The sequence below is a fragment of the Mesorhizobium calcicola genome, from assembly GCF_042682105.1.
Taxonomy (GTDB): Bacteria; Pseudomonadota; Alphaproteobacteria; order Rhizobiales; family Rhizobiaceae; genus Mesorhizobium; species Mesorhizobium calcicola.
The window spans coordinates 37952-58339 of sequence record NZ_JBHUGY010000066.1 but is presented as its reverse complement, the minus strand read 5'-3'; the positions used below and the strand labels follow the sequence as shown (position 1 = coordinate 58339).

At 62.2% G+C, this 20388-nt stretch carries 16 protein-coding genes and 2 pseudogenes; 7 read left to right on the top strand and 11 right to left on the bottom strand.

Annotation, left to right across the window (positions count from 1 at the left end):
* Nucleotides 1-38: 38 nt before the first annotated feature.
* From ACFSQT_RS34305 to ACFSQT_RS34295, 3 genes are all read right to left on the bottom strand, one after another.
* The gene (locus ACFSQT_RS34305; protein WP_379026393.1) at nt 39-1370 is read right to left on the bottom strand and encodes a carbohydrate porin; all 1332 of its coding nucleotides are present in this window, start codon (nt 1368-1370) and stop codon (nt 39-41) included.
* 270 nt (nt 1371-1640) lie between these two features.
* On the bottom strand, nt 1641-2336 hold the full coding sequence (locus tag ACFSQT_RS34300) for a VIT1/CCC1 transporter family protein (RefSeq protein ID WP_379026391.1): 696 nt from the start codon (nt 2334-2336) through the stop codon (nt 1641-1643).
* A 51-nt stretch (nt 2337-2387) separates the two neighbouring features.
* Nucleotides 2388-2657 (bottom strand): hypothetical protein, encoded by a 270-nt coding sequence (locus ACFSQT_RS34295; protein ID WP_379026389.1) that lies wholly within the window; start codon nt 2655-2657, stop codon nt 2388-2390.
* Between the two features lie 21 nt (nt 2658-2678).
* Between ACFSQT_RS34295 and ACFSQT_RS34290 the strand changes: the two genes are divergently transcribed.
* Entirely contained in the window at nt 2679-3386 is a 708-nt protein-coding gene (locus tag ACFSQT_RS34290; RefSeq protein WP_379026387.1) for a phosphoribosyltransferase, read from the top strand.
* A gap of 179 nt (nt 3387-3565) precedes the next feature.
* On the opposite strand, the pseudogene ACFSQT_RS34285 reads toward ACFSQT_RS34290, so the two are convergent.
* Nucleotides 3566-4376, bottom strand: a pseudogene (locus ACFSQT_RS34285) (universal stress protein).
* A gap of 288 nt (nt 4377-4664) precedes the next feature.
* Here ACFSQT_RS34285 and ACFSQT_RS34280 point away from each other — a divergent pair.
* Nucleotides 4665-4976, top strand: coding sequence for a cytochrome C (locus tag ACFSQT_RS34280; protein ID WP_379026385.1), 312 nt, complete (start codon nt 4665-4667; stop codon nt 4974-4976).
* Between the two features lie 53 nt (nt 4977-5029).
* Nucleotides 5030-6565: a bifunctional aminoglycoside phosphotransferase/ATP-binding protein gene (locus ACFSQT_RS34275; protein WP_379026383.1), complete on the top strand. Its 1536-nt coding sequence runs from the start codon at nt 5030-5032 to the stop codon at nt 6563-6565.
* Nucleotides 6566-6578: 13 nt separating this feature from the next.
* Here ACFSQT_RS34275 and ACFSQT_RS34270 read toward each other — a convergent pair whose 3' ends face one another.
* Nucleotides 6579-8768, bottom strand: a complete 2190-nt coding sequence (locus tag ACFSQT_RS34270) for a GNAT family N-acetyltransferase (RefSeq protein WP_379026381.1) — start codon at nt 8766-8768, stop codon at nt 6579-6581.
* A gap of 253 nt (nt 8769-9021) precedes the next feature.
* Between ACFSQT_RS34270 and ACFSQT_RS34265 the strand changes: the two genes are divergently transcribed.
* Both ACFSQT_RS34265 and ACFSQT_RS34260 read left to right on the top strand, forming a co-directional pair.
* Entirely contained in the window at nt 9022-9657 is a 636-nt protein-coding gene (locus ACFSQT_RS34265) for a helix-turn-helix domain-containing protein (RefSeq protein ID WP_379026379.1), read from the top strand.
* Nucleotides 9658-9675: 18 nt separating this feature from the next.
* On the top strand, nt 9676-10230 hold the full coding sequence (locus ACFSQT_RS34260; protein WP_379026377.1) for a GNAT family N-acetyltransferase: 555 nt from the start codon (nt 9676-9678) through the stop codon (nt 10228-10230).
* A 10-nt stretch (nt 10231-10240) separates the two neighbouring features.
* Here the strand turns inward: ACFSQT_RS34260 and ACFSQT_RS34255 are convergent, their stop codons facing one another.
* The 6 genes and pseudogenes from ACFSQT_RS34255 to ACFSQT_RS34230 all read right to left on the bottom strand — a co-directional run bounded on the left by ACFSQT_RS34255 (nt 10241) and on the right by ACFSQT_RS34230 (nt 17400).
* On the bottom strand, nt 10241-11407 hold the full coding sequence (locus ACFSQT_RS34255) for an acetate/propionate family kinase (protein WP_379026375.1): 1167 nt from the start codon (nt 11405-11407) through the stop codon (nt 10241-10243).
* 10 nt (nt 11408-11417) lie between these two features.
* The gene (locus tag ACFSQT_RS34250) at nt 11418-13841 is read right to left on the bottom strand and encodes a phosphoketolase family protein (RefSeq protein WP_379026373.1); all 2424 of its coding nucleotides are present in this window, start codon (nt 13839-13841) and stop codon (nt 11418-11420) included.
* A 380-nt stretch (nt 13842-14221) separates the two neighbouring features.
* Nucleotides 14222-14476: pseudogene (locus ACFSQT_RS34245) on the bottom strand (MBL fold metallo-hydrolase); the annotation flags it as partial.
* An 11-nt stretch (nt 14477-14487) separates the two neighbouring features.
* Nucleotides 14488-15324 carry a universal stress protein gene (locus ACFSQT_RS34240; protein WP_379026371.1) on the bottom strand — a complete coding sequence of 279 codons (837 nt, stop codon included), beginning with the start codon at nt 15322-15324 and terminating at the stop codon, nt 14488-14490.
* Between the two features lie 232 nt (nt 15325-15556).
* Nucleotides 15557-15784 (bottom strand): hypothetical protein, encoded by a 228-nt coding sequence (locus ACFSQT_RS34235; protein ID WP_379026369.1) that lies wholly within the window; start codon nt 15782-15784, stop codon nt 15557-15559.
* Nucleotides 15785-16074: 290 nt separating this feature from the next.
* Nucleotides 16075-17400, bottom strand: a complete 1326-nt coding sequence (locus ACFSQT_RS34230; RefSeq protein WP_379026367.1) for a winged helix-turn-helix domain-containing tetratricopeptide repeat protein — start codon at nt 17398-17400, stop codon at nt 16075-16077.
* A 297-nt stretch (nt 17401-17697) separates the two neighbouring features.
* On the opposite strand from ACFSQT_RS34230, the gene ACFSQT_RS34225 reads away from it, so the two are divergent.
* Nucleotides 17698-18519, top strand: a complete 822-nt coding sequence (locus ACFSQT_RS34225) for an N-formylglutamate amidohydrolase (RefSeq protein ID WP_379026365.1) — start codon at nt 17698-17700, stop codon at nt 18517-18519.
* Complete coding sequence (locus ACFSQT_RS34220; protein ID WP_379026363.1) at nt 18516-20384, top strand: flavohemoglobin expression-modulating QEGLA motif protein; 1869 nt, start codon at nt 18516-18518, stop codon at nt 20382-20384. The genes ACFSQT_RS34225 and ACFSQT_RS34220 overlap by 4 nt, the downstream gene beginning before the upstream one ends.
* Nucleotides 20385-20388: the final 4 nt, after the last annotated feature.

Here is a 20388-nt window from a genome sequence, read left to right as displayed (position 1 = left end):
TTTATAGTCTCCTGCGGAATCACTCGGGCAAGAGCGGTTTAGAAGTCGATGGTACTTCTGACTCCCACAACAAGGGCGTTGGGGATGGCCTGACTGGTCGCGTCATCCGCAGCTCCTCCGCCCGGATGGACAATGTACTGGAGATCCGGCTGAATATTCCACCATGGCGCGGCGACGAAGTTGTAGTTCACCTCGAATATGGTCTCGCCGGAACGTAAAGGATACGCTGTGCCTGTTTCGGCCGCAGTGTCTCTATCAAGATCCGATGCCGCATGGCTGATTCCCGAATGACTGATGCCAACGGTCAGCGTATCGTCTTTGCGCGCCGGCAAGAGGCCGGTAAAGGCCAGCCCTGCGTCGACACCCCACGCCACCAGATTCCGGTCAGAAGGCGCAAACTGTCCGCGCAAGAAGCCACCGACTTTGGTGCCATTTCCCTCAAACAGCGTCCGGTCGACCAAGGCGTAGACACCCCAGTTTCCCGAATGCATGACCGGACCCAAGGCTTGAGGCGACGCGAGCGACACGACACTGCCCGAACTGCTCAGGCCATATCGCTCATCGGCAAACGTGCTGGTATGATACCAGCCGCCGAGCTTGTAAGACACCGATGGCCCGTCCGCGGCGCCGTCCGGATTGAGCTCATAGGCCAGCTCGCCCATCAGCAGGGCGCCACCAGCCGAACTGAACGTGATCCCGTGAAGGTTGCAAACCTGCGGATCGCCTTGGCAATCCCGGCCGGCCGGGTCGCCGCTGAAAAGCCCACCGCGCACGACAAGTTGCGGCTTGAGGTAAATGGCCGAAACCACACCGAGCGTCGCAAGCGGATAGGCCGGTCCGCCGCTCGGCATATCCGACGCATTCAGCACCGGCCATCCAAACGCCCCGTTGAGCAATTTGCCGGCCGAATTGCTCGTTGCGAAATCCTCGTCCGCCGAAACTTGCCCCAACCTGACAAAACTGCCGTTTGGAAACGTTTGCTGGAGCCAGGCGGTGAAGAGCCGCGTCGTTGGAACCGCGTCGATGTTGCTCGGATCGCCGAGGCTGCCAACCTCAGCGGCGACATTGCGATCCTTTAGATCGTGAATCTGATACACCGTCACATGGGTAGATCCACCCTGCCATAGACCCATCTTCTCAAAGTCGAGGTCCAAGTTGACGTCGAGGCGACCTTCGTAGGTCGCGCGCTGTCGGATGCCGCCACTCGCGACATCCATGACCTCGCTGACGTAATCCAGGGTGAGCTTAATGCCCTTGTCCTCAACCGCCTTCCGGTTACTGTTCCAGTCCCCAGTCAGGTGATCCCATTGCCAGATTGAGGTGCCAGCCGGGTCGGACGCGTCGGCGGCTTGGGCCGGAACGGCGAGCAAGATCAAATCCGCCACAAAAATAAACGCCGTCCATCTTTGAAACCGACCGCGCCCGGACGTCACTTGGCATCCTCCACGGTAGGCAGAACCTCCACCACCGACATCATACGATTTTGCCGCCGCAAACTGAAAAGTCTCTTAGCATGTCACGCCGCTCACTGCACACGTACTGCACACAAAAAGCCGGTGAGGCAGGAGTTGCCGATACGAGGATCTTGCAGGACTTCCATGTGGATTCTCTTCGACCGAGACCACAAGTGGACCACTGCCTCAGATGGCAATACCTACGACGGCACCGATGCCGGCCGTCAGCGCCATTGCGAGCGCGCCCCAGAAGGTGACGCGGACAGTTGCCCTCAACACATTGGCGCCGCCGGCTTTGGCTCCAACAGCGCCCAGCACGGCCAGGAATAGGAGCGAGGCAACGGATACGGTTGCGGCAAGCCAGGCGGCCGGCGAAACAAGCACCATCGCCAATGGCATGGCCGCGCCAACCGAAAATGTAGCCGCTGAGGTCAGCGCGGCCTGGATCGGCCTTGTCGTCGTCATCTCCGAAATACCGAGTTCGTCGCGCGCGTGGGCGCCGAGCGCGTCTTTCGCCATCAATTGGGAGGCGACCTGCAGGGCCAGCGTTGGCTCCACGCCACGTTTGACATAAATGTCCGCAAGTTCACGTCGCTCGAAGTCCAACTGGGTCGCCAGTTCCCCTCTCTCACGCGTGAGGTCGGCTCGTTCGGTATCGGACTGCGAACTGACCGAGACATACTCGCCGGCCGCCATCGACATCGCCCCTGCGACCAGTCCGGCGACGCCGGCCACCAGAACATTGGAGGCCGCGGCATTGGCTGCCGCCACGCCAACGATCAGGCTGGCCGTCGAGACGATGCCGTCATTGGCGCCGAGAACGGCAGCGCGCAACCAGCCGACGCGCGATACGAGATGGTTCTCAGCATGCAGACGGCTCATGACGTCACGGCGTACGCTGCGGCCGCAGCATCCTAACCAGCACGTCCGACTTCACATAGAAGTGCTGCCACAACGCGGCCGCCGCATGGAGCCCACGACGACGATGATCACCGGCTTGGCGAGCTCGTGAACCTCCCCCATCGCTCGAAAGCTGAAATACCAAGCCAGTGCCCCGGTAATCGGCATCCCGAAAATAAACAGGTAGAGCAGGAAATGGGCGGCAGCGGCGATCCGCTTCAACGCCGCGCCTTCTTCGAATGGTGCAGCCGGTTCGCCGCGCTTCTGGCGTTTGCGCCATAATACCGGAAATCCCTTCGTCAACTCTGGCCGGCGGATTGACCGATGTTCCGCGACCGCAAGGAAGCTGGAGAAAAGCTTGGCGTCGAATTGGCCGGGCTTGATCTACACCAGCCAGTCGTGCTGGCGCTGCCGCGCGGCGGGGTTCCGGTCGCCGCCGAAGTGGCCAAAGCCCTCGGTGCGCCACTCGACCTGCTTATCCTCCGCAAGGTCGGTGCCCCGGGCAATCCGGAACTGGCTGTTGCCGCCGTCGTGGACGGCAACCCGCCCGACGTCGTGCTCAACCGGGAGATCGTCGAGGCCTATTCGCTCGACGATGCCGATCTCGCCGCGCTGGTTGCTCTGGAGCGCCCTGAACTCGAACGCCGACGCATCGTCTATCGGGGCACCCGAAGGCCGTTGTCGGTCGCCAGGAAGACCGTGATCCTTGTCGACGACGGGGCCACGACCGGCACGACCATGAAAGTCGCAATCCGTGCGCTGCGGCATCGCGCGCCCAGGGAGATCGTCGTGGCTTTGCCCGTTTCACCACCGGACACGGTGGCCGATTTGGCGATGGAAGCGGATCGTGTGGTATGCCTTAGTCAGCCGGGGCGGTTTCTTGCATTGGGTTATCACTATCAGCAATTTCCGCAGCTCTCCGATGGCGAAGTGATCGCCGCCATGGACGAGGCTGCCCAGTTGCACAAGATACGCCAGAGCGACATCGCCAGCGATGGTTCCAAGGCCAAAAAGAGCAGGAGATCGCATTGATGCCGATCCGTCCGCCTTCAGTGTCTGGCGCACTCAAGCCGGCCGACAATGCGTCTCAGGTTTTCTTCCGAATCTTGATTGAGGTATTCGGGCGAGAAGCGAGCGAGGAAGTCGTTCCACCAATCGGTGCAAGAAGTGGATGAGCCAGCGCAATCTGCGCCGGCCCATTTCTCCTACTGCTATCGCGCCATCAAGACCGGCAGCGATTGATCCTCAAGCATCGACTTCGTAACACCGCCGAAGATACGCTCGCGCAACCGGGAATGACCGTAGGCGCCCATCACGATCAGTTCGGCGGCAACATCGACAGCATGCTTGCGAAGCACGTCGGCGACAGAGTGGTTGGAACCTGGCAGCCGGTCGACCGTAACCTTGACCCCATGCCGGGCAAGATAGCTTGCGGCGTCGGCTCCAGGTTCCGCGCCGTGATGGTGTTCGCCCTCGATCGGATCGACCATGACCAGGTGCACCTCGTCAGCGCCCTTCAGCATGTCAAGCGACTCGCGGACGGCGCGCGATGATTCGAGACGGGCGTCCCATGCGACCAGAACGCGCTTCGGCTTCAAGGTCGCCCGCGCCTTCTCGGGAACCAGCAGCACCGGCTTTCCCGATGAAAACAGCGCGCCCTCGATCACCTTTGTTCTTCAGCACTTCGCCGGCAAGCATTTCCGGCCCGATTACCGTGATGTCGGCGTAGCGGGCGCGCCGGCCGATCGTTTCGTCGGCGGAGCCCTGTTCCGGATATTCGCTGGCGATGTCCGCTGAAAGCGCCCGGCCAACAAGAAATTCCGATACGGCCGCGGTTTTGTTCTTCAGCCGTTTCAGATCGTCATATCTTTCCTTCGACCAGGTATCCGAGACCACCGCCGCGTATTCGCCGGCAGGCAGCGGTGGTGCAATCGCGGCAACCAGCACGGAGAGATGGGCATCGATCTGTTCGCACAGGTCGGCGGCCAGCTTCAGATCGCCCTCGCCCTGGCTCAACAGCAAGCGGTGTCCTGAATGTCACGGCGGCAACTCCTGATCTCGAGGAAATGTTCAATCGTGGTTGCAGCCATACCGGGAGGCGCCAGTGCGGTCATTGCGCTGAATCAAACGCACTTTCGCGACTGCATTTGATCCGCGTCAACGTGCTCGCCAAGCGGGGTTGTAGGCTTAAGCCGATCAATCGGTGGAGACGCAAGTGAGACTCCTGATCATCTGATCATCGCGGTTTTCGCAGGTCTGGCCTCGCATGCGGCCACCGCCCAGGAATTGGGCAACGGCAAGGCGGAATACATGAACTCATGTGCCGTCTACCATGGTCCCGAAGGCAAGGGCGATGGCCCCTTGGGTGACGAGCTGTTGAAACGCCCGGCCGACCTGACGCGCCTCTCCAGGCGCAATGGCGGCGAATTTCCGTATTGGCGTGTCTTTGCCATGATTGACGGTCGCGCCATGGTGCCGGCGCATGGCGAGCGCGACATGCCGGTCTGGGGTCGCCAGTTCCTCCCCGGCGACGTGAAGAAATATGGTCCGAACGCCGGGGAAATCGTGACCAGGGAACGGATCCATGATCTGGCCGGTTATGTCCAGACGCTGCAGCGATGAGAGCAGATGATGGAAACAGTATCGGGAAGACACAACATCGAGGATAGCGGACCATGATCGTTGACGACCAGCAAGCCGCCATCGCGTTTCTGCTTGATCCTGCCGCATACGGCGCGACAGCGCCGGTCGAGGCGATCGAGACCCATATCTCGCGGATATTTCTGATGGGCGAACGCGCCTTCAAGATGAAGCGGGCGGTGAAGCTGCCCTATGTCGATTTCTCGACGCCGGCACTGCGGCTCGACGCTTGCGAGAAGGAGGTGGAACTGAACTCGAAGACCGCACCCGGCCTCTATCTGGGCGTGCGTCGCATCACGCGCGAGGCGGGCGGCAAACTGGCCTTTGATGGCACCGGTCAGATGGTCGACGCTGCGATCGAGATGGTCCGCTTCGATCAGTCGAGGCTGCTCGATCGGATGGCAACCGCCGGAGAATTGACGCCGGCACTGATGACTGCTGTCGCACGCATGATCGTGGGGTATCACCGTGCCGCGCCGGCGGTCCACAGTGGCAGCGGGTCGTCCAACATTGCGGGTGTGCTCGACATCAACGAGGCCGGCTTTGCCACCAGCCATGTTTTCACAAAGGCGGAGGTCAAGACCTTTGCCGAAGCCTTCCGCACCGCCCTCGCCCGCCATTCCGGATTGCTCGATCGTCGCGAAGCCGCGGATAAGATCCGTCGGTGTCATGGCGATCTGCACCTGCGCAATATCTGCCTTTTCGACGGCGAGCCGCGCCTCTTCGATTGCATCGAATTCAACGACCAGATCGCCAGCATCGATGTTCTGTACGACCTTGCCTTTCTGCTGATGGATCTTTGGCACCGGGGTTTTCCCCAGTTCGCCAATCTCGTGATGAACCGCTACCTCGACGAAGCCGACGATGAGGACGGTTTCATCCTGCTGCCTTTCTTCATGGCAGTGCGAGCCGCGGTGCGCGCTCACGTCACCGCAACCCAGGTTGAGGAAGGCAGTGAAGATTCCGAAAAGTTGATTGCTGAGGCCAGATCGTACTTCGAACTTGCCCGGACATTTCTCCAGGAGACTTCGCCGCGGCTCGTTGCCATCGGTGGCCTGAGCGGGTCCGGAAAAACGACTATCGCAGAGGCGCTCGCCGCGCATATCGGAGCGCCACCCGGCGCCCGCATCGTTGAAAGCGATCGCATCCGCAAGGCCATGCATGGAGTGCCCGCCGAAACCAGGCTGCCCAACCGCGCCTACCGGCCGGAGGTTTCTGATCGCGTCTACCGCGAAATGGCATGGCGCGCCGGGCTGATCCTTTCCGAGGGCGGCTCTGTCGTCGACGATGCCGTTTTCGACAGGCCGGCCGATCGCGAGCGGATCGAAAAGGCGGCACGCGACCGGGGTGTCCCGTTCTCCGGATTTTGGCTGGAGGCGGACCCGATCGTGCTTTGGCAGCGGGTCAGTGAACGCAAGGGCGGCCCCTCAGACGCCACCATAGACATCCTCTCGCGGCAATTGCAGCGTAACGCCACCCAGTCCGGTTGGCGCAAGATCAACGCCGATCAAGAGATCGTCGACATCGTTACGGAATTGAGAGCGGTCTCCGAGAGCGATACTTCCTCCTGACTGGTGCGGATGATCAATCGCAACGGAGTTCGAGCGTGGCCTCGACGAGGCCGGGCTCATTCGGAAGATGCGTTATCGAGAAGCCGAACTCGCGGCACATTGCCAGCATCTTGCTATTTTCGCTAAGCACAATGCCTTCGATGCGGCCGATCCCATCGGCCTTTGCGTAGTCAATGATCTGCCTGAGCAATTCCCAACCCAGGCCATGACCCTGCAGGTCGGTCCGCACCAGCAAGGCGTATTCGGCGCTCACATGGTCTGGATCGCAGGACAGCCGGCTGATGCCCGCCAGCGCGCCAGAGCTCATCTCCAGAGCGACGAAAGCCATGTTGCGATCGTAGTCGAGCTGGGTGAGCCGCTTCAGCATCTGGTCGGAGAAGCTCTTGCGCGGCGACAGAAACCGCAGGCGCAGATCGTCAGGCGAAACCCTGGCCAGGAATTCGGGATAGAGCGCGATGTCGGCCGGCTTGATCGGCCGGATATGATAGTGCGTGCCGCCGCCCGTCGAAAACACATTTTCCCAACCCGACGGATAGGGCCTGATGGCGAGTGCCGGGTTGGGTCCAGGCTCCTCCACGCGTTCCGGCTCGATCTCGATGCGGGCATCGAGCGCAACCACGCCTTCGGCGTCGGCCAGCAACGGGTTGATGTCCATCGAAACGAGGCACGGAAAGTCGACGAACATCTGGGACAGGCTGTTCAGCGCGGCAACGATCGCCTGCCGATCCGCCGGCTTGCGATCGCGGAACCCGGCGAGTAGGCGGCCGATCCGCGTTTGCCCGATCAGGTCGCCGGCAAGAACATCGTCGAGCGGCGGCAGCGCGATCGCGGTATCGTCCATCACCTCGACCGCAACGCCACCGGCTCCAAACAGGATCGCAGGGCCGAAGATCGGATCGCGACTGACCCCAAGGATTAGTTCCTGCGCCTGTCTTCGCACCACCATCGGCTGGACCGCATAGCACTCAACATCGGCTTGCGGTGCGTGCTTGCGCACACCTATCTCGATTGAGCGTGCGGCCTCGCCGGCGGCAGTGGCGGCAGTGATGCCAAGCACCACCCCGCCAACGTCCGACTTGTGCGAGATCGCCTTGGACAGCAGTTTGACGACGACCTGCTTGGACGTCTTGAGGAGCCTGCCAGCCGCCGCCTCCACTTCGACGGAAGATCTGGCGACGATCGTCTCGGGCACCGGAATCCCATAGGCGGAGATCGCCGCCTTGGCTTCGGGCTCGGTCAGCATTCGCCGGCCTTCCCTAGCGACCTGCCTGAATATGGCAAGCACGGCTTCCCGGTCGCTCGTTGTGTCCTCGCTGCGACTCGACGGCGTGCGCATCAATGCCCGTTGGGCTCGCGACCAGTCGCTCAGGTAGGAGACGGCCGTCGCGGCATCGGCGGGCGTCTCGAAACTGGCAATGCCGGCATCCTGAAGAACACGTCGCCCTTCACGCGCCGTGTGTTCGCCAAGCCAGCAGGTCAGAATGGGTTTGCGGCCGATCTTGCCATCCTCGGCAAGCGTCGCCACCGCGCTGGCCGCAGCAAGCGGCGAGCCGAGCCCGGTCGGGCAGTTCATGACTAGGACAACGTCGGTCCCGGCATCGGCCGCTACGGCTTCGACAGCGGCCCGGTAGCGCTCCGGCGAGGCGTGACCGATGATGTCGACCGGATTGGCGTGGGACCATGTAGGCGGCAGGGCGATATTCAGGCGGGCGATCGTCTCTGACGAGAGCTCGGCGAGTTCGCCCTTACAGTCGATGAGTTGATCGACATCGAACGTGCCTGCCAGCGCCGAGGTCGCCAGCAAGCCGCGGCCGCCGAATTGAGTTGCCAATGCAGCGCTCGCGGTCGCGACAATCGCGAAGAGCAGGGCAAACAGCAGCAGCGGACCCAATTCGAATGGGTTTCGTGCCAATCCACCACTTTGGGGATCCCCGCGGTCGCGGACCAACAGCAGTGCCCCGCAGGCACCGAAAATGAGGGCAGCAGCAATCGCCGGAATGCCGACCGAAGCGAACACGCTTGGCTCGATGATCAGAACCACGGCGCAGACGCGCAGCACCGAAACCATTGCCGCCAGCGAAGCTGCCCCGGCAAGCGGCAGAGGGTTGCCCGCCGATATCGCGTTGCGCGCAAGCGCCAGGGTCACGGCGGTGGAGGAAACAACTGCACCGGCGAGCGAACTGTGATCCGGCTCAACACCCATGCGCGAGATCATCGGGATGGGCAATAACTAAGCTGCCAACCGCAACGATCGCGTTCGCAGCGACCGTGGATCGCGGATATCGCGGCACCGTCAGCAGTGCCGAAGGCGCCAGGCCAGGCAGCAGCAAGATCGTCAGCCAGCCGCGGCGACGTTCGGGCCGACGCATAGGTAGTTTCCCGTAGGGACATAACCGAATTTCGTACCCCGTGGATTCGCGCGATTGCTGTGTCACGGATCAAGCAGGGAAACAGCCATGCACGCCCACACCGCCTCAAGGATCTTGCCGTCACGGTCCAGCCAGCCAGAGGTTTTCGATCTTGCACCGCTGCAGCCGATCAGCTTCTTTCCTGCCGGTTCGGAAATCTATGCCCAGGGCGAGAAGGCCGGTGCTTTCTACCAGGTCGAGTTCGGCGCCGTGCGCATCTACCGCCTGCTGGCCGATGGTCGCAGGCAGATCAGTGCCTTCCACCTGGCCGGCGAAACATTCGGCTTCGAAGCCGACACGACGCATCATTTCTTCGCCGAGGCGATAAACGGCACCGGTGTTCGGGTTTTCCGGATCGCCTCGGGCGCGGACATATCCCGCCAGCTGCTGCCGTTGGCGCTCAAGGGCCTGACGCGGGCGCAGGAACACCTGTTGGTCCTCGGCCGCCAGAATGCCATCGAACGCATCGCTGCATTCCTGATCGATATGGCGGAGCGGCAGGGCGGATTGCGGCAGGTCGAGCTGCCGATGTCGCGCATGGACATCGGCGACTATCTCGGCCTTACCATCGAGACCGTGTCACGGGTTTTCAGCAGGCTGAAGGACAAGGGTGTCATCCGCCTGCTCAGCCAGCGCAGCATCGAGATCGTCAAGCAGGATGCATTGCAAACCATGAGCGAATGAGGGTGCCTGCCTTCGACGATGACGCCGCTGCACCGACCTCAGTTCAAGGACCAGATGAAGATGGACACACTTACAACTCATACCGGATTGCGCTTCGAAGTGCGCCGAGCGCGCCCCGAAGATGAGCCGGCCTTGGTCGAGTTTTTCACCCATGTGACGCCGGAAGACTTGCGCTTCCGCTTTCTCGGTGGAGTGAAGGAAGTCTCGCATGAGCGGCTGGTGGCGATGACGCGTTCCGACGACGCCCATATCCATAATTTTCTTGCGTTCTCGGTCGGCGGTACGCTGATCGCGGTTGCGACGCTGGCGAGCGATCCGACCAATCGAAACGGCGAGGTCGCGATCTGCATTCGCGCGGACCGCAAGCATCTTGGCGTAAGCTGGGAGCTGCTTGGCTATATCGCAAGATATGCCGAACAGCACGGCCTCGAAACGATCGAGTCGATCGAGAGTCGTGAAAATCGTGCCGCGATCGAGCTCGAGCGCGACATGGGTTTCACCGTAACAACCGACCCGGACGATCCAACGCTCGTGCTGGTTCGGCGAGACCTGAGAGCGGCATTGCCCGGTTAGCCGTCGCCGATCAGAAAATGAGCAGCTCTCTGGCCGCGGCCCTTTCCTCATCCGCGGGAATGACAAGGACATCGACGCGGGAACCCTGGTTGCTGACCACGCCTTCGCCACGCAGGTTGCGCTCATCATCGATCGCGACACCAAGCCATCTGGCCGCGGCGCAGATCCTCTGCCGGATCTGAGCTGCGTGCTCGCCAATGCCGGCAGTAAACACCAGCGTGTCGAGCCCTCCGAGCGCGGCGGCCAGCGACCCTATCTCGCGCCCGACGCGATAAACGAAGAGATCAATGGCATGGGCGGCCGCAGGGTCGCTCGACCCAAGCAGCGTCCGCATATCTCCGGAAATGCCGGAAACGCCCAGCAGGCCGGAACCCTCGTAGAGGAGAGCAGTAAGGTCTTCGGGCGACAGCTTCCGATCCCGGAGAAGGTACAGGATGACGCCGGGGTCGAGCGCGCCGCAGCGCGTGCTCATGACCAGCCCGTCGAGCGTCGAAAACCCCATCGTCGTGGCGACGCTTCGTCCAGCGTCCATGGCGCACAGGCTGGCACCACTGCCGAGATGAGCGACGACCACCCTGCCCCCGGCGCCTTCGCCGTGGCGGTCGCGCAGCTTCGAGGCGATATGGCTGTAGGACAGCCCGTGAAATCCATAGGAAACGATCCCCGCCTCGGCCATTGCGCGCGGCAGGCCGTAGATCTTCGCAATCTCGGGTCGGGTGGAATGGAATGCCGTGTCGAAGCACCCGACCTGAAGGGCCTGCGGCAGCAGGCCGGCGGCCAAAGCGACAATCTCGAGATTGATCCGTTGATGGATCGGAGCCAGCGGCTCAAGCAGGCGCAGTGCCTCGATCGCGCGCGCGTCGAGCAGCGTCGCTTCGGTGAAGTCTCGTCCGCCATGAACGATCCTGTGCCCGACCCTGCCGATGCGGCGCAGCAGGTCGCGATCGGCAAGCGCGGAGGCGATGGTTGCGAAGGCCTTGCCGATATCGATTGGCCCGTCGCCCAGGCTCCTGTCGATCCCAGGGTGGCCAGCGGCGGCCTCGACACGTAAATGCGGAGTGGCCGCGAGCGACGACACGCTGCCGCGCAGCAGCAGGGGCAGCTCGCGGCGCGCTCCGTAGACAGCGAACTTCAGACTTGAGGAGCCGCCGTTGAGGACCAGAAACGCGTCTGTCATGCGGGCGTCCTCAACGCGTGCCGGTCGGCGTCAGGTCGGGATCCTCGCCCCATTTCCAGTCCAGTATCTCGGGCATGTCCTGGCCATGGGCCCGGATGTGGGCGCGATGCTCAATCAGCTTGCTCTCCATCAGCTGCTTCAGGCCGACCCCAATGCTCTCCAATTGCGGCACCCTGTCGAGCACGCCTTGCACGATATGGAAGCGGTCGAGGCCGTTTAGGACCGTCATGTCGAAGGGTGTCGTCGTGGTGCCTTCTTCATTGTAGCCACGCACGTGGATGTTGTCGTGGTTGGTGCGCCGGTAGGTCAGGCGATGAATGGTCCAGGGATAGCCGTGATAAGCGAAGATGACTGGCTTGTCGGTCGTGAAAAGCGCATCGAAATCGCGATCCGACAGGCCGTGCGGATGATGCTCCTTGGGCTGCAGGGTCATCAGGTCGACGACATTAACCACCCTGATCCTGAGCTCTGGAACATGGTGCCTGAGGATCTGCACGGCCGCCAGCGTTTCGAGGGTTGGAACGTCGCCGGCGCAAGCCATGACGACGTCCGGTTCAGCTCCCGCGACCGTCGATGCCCACTCCCAGATGCCGATCCCCTTCCTGCAGTGGACGATCGCACGGTCCATCGATAGCCACTGCCACGATGGTGGCTTGCCGGCGACAATGACGTTGATGCGGTTCCATGTCTGCAGAACGTGATCGGTGACGCAAAGCAAGGTGTTGGCGTCTGGCGGCAGATAGACGCGCACGATGTCGGCTTTTTTGTTGAGGGCGACGTCGATGAAGCCTGGGTCCTGATGGCTGAAGCCATTGTGCTCCTGGTGCCAGACATGGCTCGACAACAGATAGTTCAGCGAGGCGACTGGCCGCCGCCACGGGATGTCACGGCAGGCATCGAGCCATTTCGCATGCTGGTTGAACATGGAATCGACGATGTGGATGAACGCTTCATAGCAGGAGAACAGGCCGTGCCGTCCGGTCAGCAGATAGCCTTCCAGCCAACCCTGGCAGGTGTGCTCGGAGAGGATTTCCAGGACCCTGCCATCGCGGCCGAGATGAACGTCCTCGGGCAGGATCTTTTCCATCCAGGCACGCTCGGTCACTTCGAACACGTCCTGAAGCCGGTTCGAGGCGGTCTCGTCCGGGCCGACGATACGGAAGTTCTTCGTGCCCTGGTTCAGCTTCATCACCTCACGCAGGAAGCTGCCCATGATCCGCGTCGACTCGGCTTTCACCGCGCCCGGCCGCTCGACCGCAACCGCATCGTCGTGCAACGCAGGCAGATCGAGGGACCTGCGCAGCAGGCCGCCATTGGCATGCGGGTTGGCGCTCATGCGCCGCGCGGTCTGGGGAGCGGTGGCGCGGATCGAGGCGACCGGAGCGCCGTCGGCATCGAACAGTTCCTCGGGGCAGTAGCTTTTCAGCCATTCCTCGAGCAGCTTGAGATGTGCTGGATTTTCCGCAAGGCCGGACAACGGAACCTGGTGCGAGCGCCAAAAACCTTCGGTCTTCAGCCCGTCGACCTCTTTCGGTCCAGTCCAGCCCTTGGGACTGCGAAGCACGATCATCGGCCATTTTGGACGCGACGTCGGCGTCACCGAACCAGACCGCGCGACATGCTGGATCTCGCGAATGCGATCGAACGCATCGTCGAGCACTGTCGCCATCCGCTCATGCATCAGCCCCGGATCGTCGCCCTCGACGAACAGCGGCTCGTAGCCGTAGCCAATGAACAGCGCCCGCAATTCGTCTTCGGGAATACGGGCCAGGATGGTTGGATTGGCGATCTTGTAGCCGTTCAGGTGCAGGATCGGCAGCACCGCGCCGTCACTCGCCGGGTTCAGGAACTTGTTGGAATGCCACGCGGTTGCGAGTGGCCCCGTTTCGGCCTCGCCGTCGCCAACGACACAGGCAACGACAAGGTCCGGATTATCGAAGGCCGCGCCATAGGCATGCGAAAGCGCGTAGCCCAGTTCACCACCTTCGTGGATCGAACCCGGAACATCGGGCGCGGCATGGCTCGGGATACCGCCGGGGAACGAGAACTGCCGGAACAGCTTGCGCATCCCCTGCTCGTCCAACGCGACATCGGGATTGAGCTCGCTGTAAGTGCCCTCAAGGTAGGTGTTCGCTACCATTGCCGGGCCGCCATGGCCGGGGCCGCAGACGTAGATCACATTGGTGTCCCTGAGACGGATCACACGGTTGAGATGTGCGTAGATGAAGCTCAGGCCTGGCGACGTTCCCCAATGGCCTAGCAGGCGCGGCTTGACGTGCTCCAGCCGCAAGGGTTCGCGCAGGAGCGGATTGTCGAGCAGGTAGATCTGGCCGATCGTCAGATAATTCGCTGCCCGCCAATAGGCATCGATATCGTGCAGTTCGCGGTCGGTCAGAAGGCCACCGGAATCCGGTTTTGTCGCATGCTCTGTCATGTCTGGCTCCCATCGCTCGTTGGGCGCCGTCGCGGGACTGCGACATGCGCCTGTGTTCCTCGATCTGCAGCGAATGGACACCAACGTGTTCGCGCGCTTTCAGTTCATCGCTTCGCTGCCGTCATTCTCCTCGAGCGCCTTGCGCATGCGCCTGATCACCACGGCGCGACCCCGTTCGTCGGCCGCGGCGCCGACCGCCTCATTGATGTCCAGGAGAAGCTTGGAAGGTCGTTGTGCCAGTCGAGGCGGGCGACCTTTTCCGGCCTCAGACGGCGCGGCTCATTGAGCTCGACAGGCACACTGCCGCCGGGCGTATGGATCGGACCGGAAAAGCCATGACATTGTTTCGGGCTGTGGAATATGGCGAATGGACCACCGTCGCCGAAGGCCTGTTTGACCAGCTTCGGCAACAGACCGCTGTGGTCGATATGCGCGTGCGTCAGGATGACGGCATCAATCGATTCCGACGGAAACGGGAACGCACCATAGTTCAGTTCCCGCTCGGACTTGGAACCTTGAAACAGGCCGCAGTCGATGAGGATGCGCGAATGCGGCGTCTCGATCTCATAGCATGAGCCGGTGACGCCACGGGCCGCGCCGTGGAAGCGCAGGATCGGATCCGTGCCGCCTCTCATCTCGCGACGACCTAATGCGACAGGAGAACAGGCAGGCGCATATCCGCGAGAATGCCTTCGGTGGCTCCGCCGAGCACGAAATCCCTGACGCGGGAGTGGCCGTATCCGCCCATCACAAGCAGGTTGCCGCCGATCTTGAGAGCGTGTTCCTGTAGAGCAGTTCCGATTGAACGATCCCCCGCTTGAATAGAGGCGGCCTCGGCCACCAGACCACGCGTCCTCAGGCCCTGCGCAAGGCGTTCGCCGATGTCCTGTCCTGGAAGCGGTTTTTCGTCAGTCACGGTCACAATGGTGACCATCGAGGCACGTTCGAGAAACGCCCTTGCGTCGGCAACGGCCCGTGCGGCGACCCGGCTGCCGTCCCAGGCGATAACGACATGTCCAAGAACCTCAACGTCAGTGGAGTCGGGAAGAAGCAGGGTCGGTCGACCCGAACTGAACAGTATCGCCTCGGCTATCATCCGCGCCGTCTGGTTGGCCGGCGCCCAGCCGACCAGACAGATATCGAAATAGCGGAAGTGGTTTGCCGCAACATCGCCCATCAGGGCCGGTGGCGCGCTCAGCTGCTGCGTCGTGAGGGTCACACCGCTATGTGCTGCTTCTTGCGTAATCGCCTCTAGCAGAACACTGCCGCACTTGCGGCTGGTCGCCTCGACCTCTCGTATCTTGTTGGGAAGATCAAGCAAGTAGCTCGACAGCGCATTCGAAACGTCGGGAATGTCGACATTGATGACAACAGCGTCAAGCGATGCGTCGATCTGCTTGACGAGGGCAACCGAGTTCGCCGCGATTTTCGAGGAGTTCGCGTCTGGATAGGTCGCCAAGGACAGGGATGCCATCAGCTTCATTGGATCGTCTCCATGGTCGAACGGCCAACTGCCATCACCATCTTGTAGTCACGATGGATGAGACGAGCTTTGACCCAGCGCAAATGCGATCCGTCAAATACTGAGCAGCGGTCGGCCAAGCTGAGCCCAGCTGCCGCCGTGAGATGGACTTCACTTGGAGGGCCGCGGCAACGCCCCAGGAAGTCCACCAGCGCGTACGGTTTGCTGTCGGGGCCGCTCGCCGAGTGCGCTCCTAGTCCGGATCGCTCGGCGGATGGTAGGTGGGCAGGTCGGCCCATTCGCGATTGGTGAAGTGGGCGGTAGGATCATTTTCCGGCACGGCAACCAACCGCTCGATGAGGGCTCGTGCTCGAATGCGCAGGCCAGTTGCGCAGGCGGCAATCGACGCGCCCAAGCATATCCCCAAGGCCCTCGCTCGGTTGTGGTCGGCGGTGTTGTCGACGATCGCCTTGTTGGTCATCTGTCTCTCCCGTGTTTGCGCCACAGCAGTTCGATGGGGAGAGTTTGATGGAGACGGGCACCGCAAGTCCCAAAGCCGGTGCCAAATTACTCCAAAATAATACAAAGGCCGGCGATGTCAGTCCGGCAGGCCGGCCTTGCGGAGGCCATCGATAGTGCTCTGCCAGCGCTCGCGGTATCGATCGGCAATCCTCTCGATGTCGGACATCCGCGTAAGGGGCGCCTTGCGCAACAGCGTTGCGACGCCGGCGTGTGCCTCGTCCATACGACCGAGATGAGCGAAAGAGGCGATCAGCGTCCAGTGGGCGCCGATCCATTCCCCGTTGCGGCAAGGCTCCGCTGCGCCCACTCCAAAGCTTGCTCGAACTCGCCACTCACCAGGTGCGAAAGCCCAATCCCCAAAAGGATTTCATAGTTGTCCAGGGCCCCAGGTGCGATCTGCAGAGCATGCAGATAGCACTCGCGGCCGAACGCCAGGTCGCCCAGCATGACGTTGCAAAAGGCGCACAAGGACAGGACAGTCGAGTTGTTCGGATTTCCGGCCAAGGCCTGCCGCAGCATCACGAGGCTACGCTGCCCATCGCGCCCCACGGACATGAACACCAAGGCCGATATCGCCGCGACCAGCGGGTCGTCGCCGCCAGCATCCACTGCCCGTTCGGCGAGTTCGAGAGCGCGTCGTCGCTCCTCACTCGACAGACCTCGGCCAAACGTTTCTTTCCGCTCATAGGCCCACCCTGCATAGGCGAGCGCGATGGCAAAGGTGGAGTCGAGTTCTACGGCACTTTCAAGCAGGCGAATGGCTTCGGCATTTACTTCGGGCGACGCGCCGCGGAACAGCGGCAGCGCCCGCAGATAGAGATCGTACGCATCGAGACTGTCCGGAGGCTTCCGTCGTGCCCGATGAATCTCGGCCTTCCGCACCTCGGGTTCGACCAGGCCCACGACCGCCTCTGTGATGCGATCCTGAAAATCGAACAGGTGTGCGACTTCGCCATCGAACTGGTCGGCCCACAGTTGCGTCGCCTCGGCGGCGTCGACGAGTTGCACGCTGACCCGCAGCCGGCTATCGCGCCGGCGCACGCTCCCCTCGAGAACATAGCGCACCCCCAGGGCACGGGCGACCTCCCGGCTGTCGGGCGACCGCCCCTTATAGGCAAAGGCTGCGTTGCGTGCGACGACCGCGAAGGTCCTGAAGCGGGACAGGGCGGTGATGATGTCCTCTACCATTCCATCGGCGAAGTATTCGTCTTCACCGTCGCCAGGGTGGCTCTGAAAAGGCAAGACCGCTATGGACGGCCGTAGCGGCGAGGACCGCGCGATCGCGCGCGGCAGCCGGTAACCGAGCCGGGGGACGGTCACGACCCACTCCTCGCCATTCGGCGCCGGGCCCAGCGCCTTGCGTAGCGTCGCCATCTGCACCGAGAGATTGGCCTCCTCGACTATCACTCCCGGCCAGGCCTTAGCCAACAATTCGTCCTTGCTGACGGTCTGTCCTCCCGCCGCCAGCAGTGTATCCAGGAGCGCTATCCCGCGGGGCAACAATTTGTCCGTCCCGCCGCAGCAATCCAGCAGCCGGGTCGAGTTCGAACGGGCCGAAGAAGAAAGTCTGTTCAACCACGATGGCGATGCTATAGCCGCAACGGACCCCGGGCAACCGGCCGTGCCCGTGTTTCCGGCAATCTCGAAACCGGAAGCGGGAGCAAACCACCGGCCTGCAGGTTTGCTCCCTACCCTATTGGTTTGGCATAGTGCTTCGGGCTCACCTGAACGCAGGGTCGGTCTCGCAAGTGGAATTCCTGTCGCCGGAGAACATCGTCGCAATCATGGATTTAGGTTCCTTCAGGAGCAAAACCCGTTGGGCTTGTCTCGTGAACTGGAACCGTCCACCCTGTCCGCGCATTTCCGTGGATCGTGAACAAGCCAACTTTCAACAATGCTGCGAGCGGGTCACCGGCAAACTGGACAATCAAGCTCGGTGAATCGCCTGTCATAGGCACGGCGATCCACAGCGGCTCCGACATCGGGCGCGCTTGCCAATCGCTCCTGTGCATCTCGGACTCCGACCGGCTGCGGGAGGAGGACCCCTTCACCGAGCAGTTTATTGCCGATTTCCCGACCCAGATCATTGTCCATCGATCGCGCTTTCAAGTCGATCTGAACCGCGCCCGCGAGGCTGCGATCTATCTGTTGCCCAACCAGTCCTGGGGCTTGAACGTGTGGCGAAAGCCACCGGCCGAGGAGATCATAAATGAGTCCCTGGCCTGTCACGACGCGTTCTATGCCGAACTCAAGCGCGTCCTCATCAATGTCGAAAAACGCTACGGCAGGTTCGTCCTTGTCGACGTCCACAGCTACAACCACCGGCGCGAAGGGCCGGACGGCGTGCCGACGTCCCGAGATGTCGCGCCCGACATCAATATCGGTACATTCTCGATGGACCGCGCTCGTTGGGCGCCGGTTGTCCACGCCTTCATGGAAACGCTGAGCGGCCAACGTCTCAATGGCGAGCCTATCGACGTGCGCGAGAATGTGTCCTTCCAGGGCAAGGGCGAACAGACTCGTTTCGTCCATGCCAATTTTCCGCAAACCGGGTGTGCCATCGCGGTCGAGTTCAAGAAGATTTTCATGGACGAATGGAGCGGCGACCCCGACTGGGAAACAATCGAACGGCTGCGCGCCATGCTGGCGTCTACGGTGCCCGTCCTGGAGTCGGCGTTGCGGGCCATGCAATGAAGCCCAACCTCATTGAGCCTGTGCCCCCGTTGGCGCAAATTCAATCGGACCTGGACTCACTTTTCCGGGACGGCAAGCCGATCCGCCGAGATTTTGGTAACGGCAACCGCTTGCACGTGGATCGACCGCTGCCCTTTCTGTGTGTCCACGTTGGGTCGCATCAGGATGCTGCCTTCCACATTGTTTCCGCCAACGCGTCCTATCTGATCGCGGCCGAGATTGGCCTCGCCGGCGAGGTCGCGCGACTGGTGGCGCGAAGGACGCGTGACCACTGCGGAGCTTTCCTCATGCTGGACATCGGCGAGTTGGCCGAAGACCGGTTCCTGACGGAGGATGTTCCGTTCCTGCCGCCTTTCGAGATTGCTCTGGCCTGCGGCGACACGCCGGCGGAGAAGGCTGCACTCAAGCGCTTCGCCACCGCCGCGGCCACCCGCGAAGCAAAATACCGCACACCCCGCGTGGACGAACTCAGCCCGGCGACACGCGCCGAAGCACGGCTCTGGGATGATCCCGGTGATGCGGCGTGCCTGACGGTGCGCTACGCTCCGATCTACAAAGTGCCGGGGACAAAGCGCGTCTACCCTGAACTCCACGACCTCGTCGTCGCCAACATGGTCGATTCCGCGCTTCAGGCCGTCAGCGCCTTCCTGAAGGCATCAAGGCTGGAAGAACCGGCGACCCATCGTTCATTCGGGCGCCGCGCCTACATCGACGCAGTCGTGCGCGCCGACCGGGCGATCGACGACATTGCATCGACGTTCGATTTTCTGCTTGCCGTCACACCGATCAATGCCGAACCAGCCTGGCAGGAATTCCAGGCAGGCGCCTTCGAGCGTGTGCCCGCACTGCTCTACAGGCCGCTCGAGTTCGAGGTGGGCGCCCAGAAGCGGAAGCTCTATTCGATCTCGCTCGATCATCTAGAAGATCCGCTCCTGACCAAGCTGCTCTCCGAAAAGCAGCAGGAGCTCGATCTTCAGCTGTCGATGCTCGCGTCACGCGAAACGCCCCGCTTCGTCGAACTTGGACGGGCACTCTATGGCAGCGTCGAACCGAGCCTGGCGGCGCGGGCACGCACCATTCTCGAAAGGCTACCGCGAATTGCTCCGGCGACCCGGCGCAAGGGCGTTGATGCCGACGCCGTTGCCGCGGCTGCGCGAGAGATGATCGCCGGATACCGGGCCGCCTACCCCAATTTCGATGCTTCCGTGGAGATCCGCGCCGACCTGCCGGCTGGCCTCCTGGTCTCTCGAAACCGACTGCTGGTTTCGCGCGAGACCAACCTTCCATCGGACCGTCTGGCCGCGCTGCTTGCCCACGAGATCGGTGTTCATCTGCTGACCTATTTCAATGGTGATGCGCAGGGGCTCACAATCTTTCGCAACGGGCTCGCCGGCTACGAGGGCATGCAGGAGGGGCTGGCCGTGCTGGCCGAGCACCTGGTCGGCGGCATGACCGCGGCGCGAATGAGGCTGATCGCGGCCAGGGTGATCGCGTGTGAGGCGATGCTCGCCGGCGCGACCTTTGAGGAAACCTTCCGCATTCTCCATAGCAATTTCGGTCTCGATGATCGCAGCGCCTTCAACGTCGCCCTGCGTGTCCATCGAGGCGGTGGCCTTGCAAAAGATGCCATCTATCTGCGCGGCGTGGTGCAGATTCTCGATCATCTCAAGAACGGCGGCAGCCTCACTCCTTTCTGGATCGGCAAGATCTCCGCCGCGCATTTCGGCGCGATCCAGGAACTCAACGCGCGCGGCCTGCTGCGGGCGCCGCGCCTCGAACCCGCCTTTCTCTCTTCCGACGCGGCGCGTCCGCGTCTCCGGAAAGCGATGGCGGGAATTGATCCGATCGATATGGTTGAAGCTTGAGCGG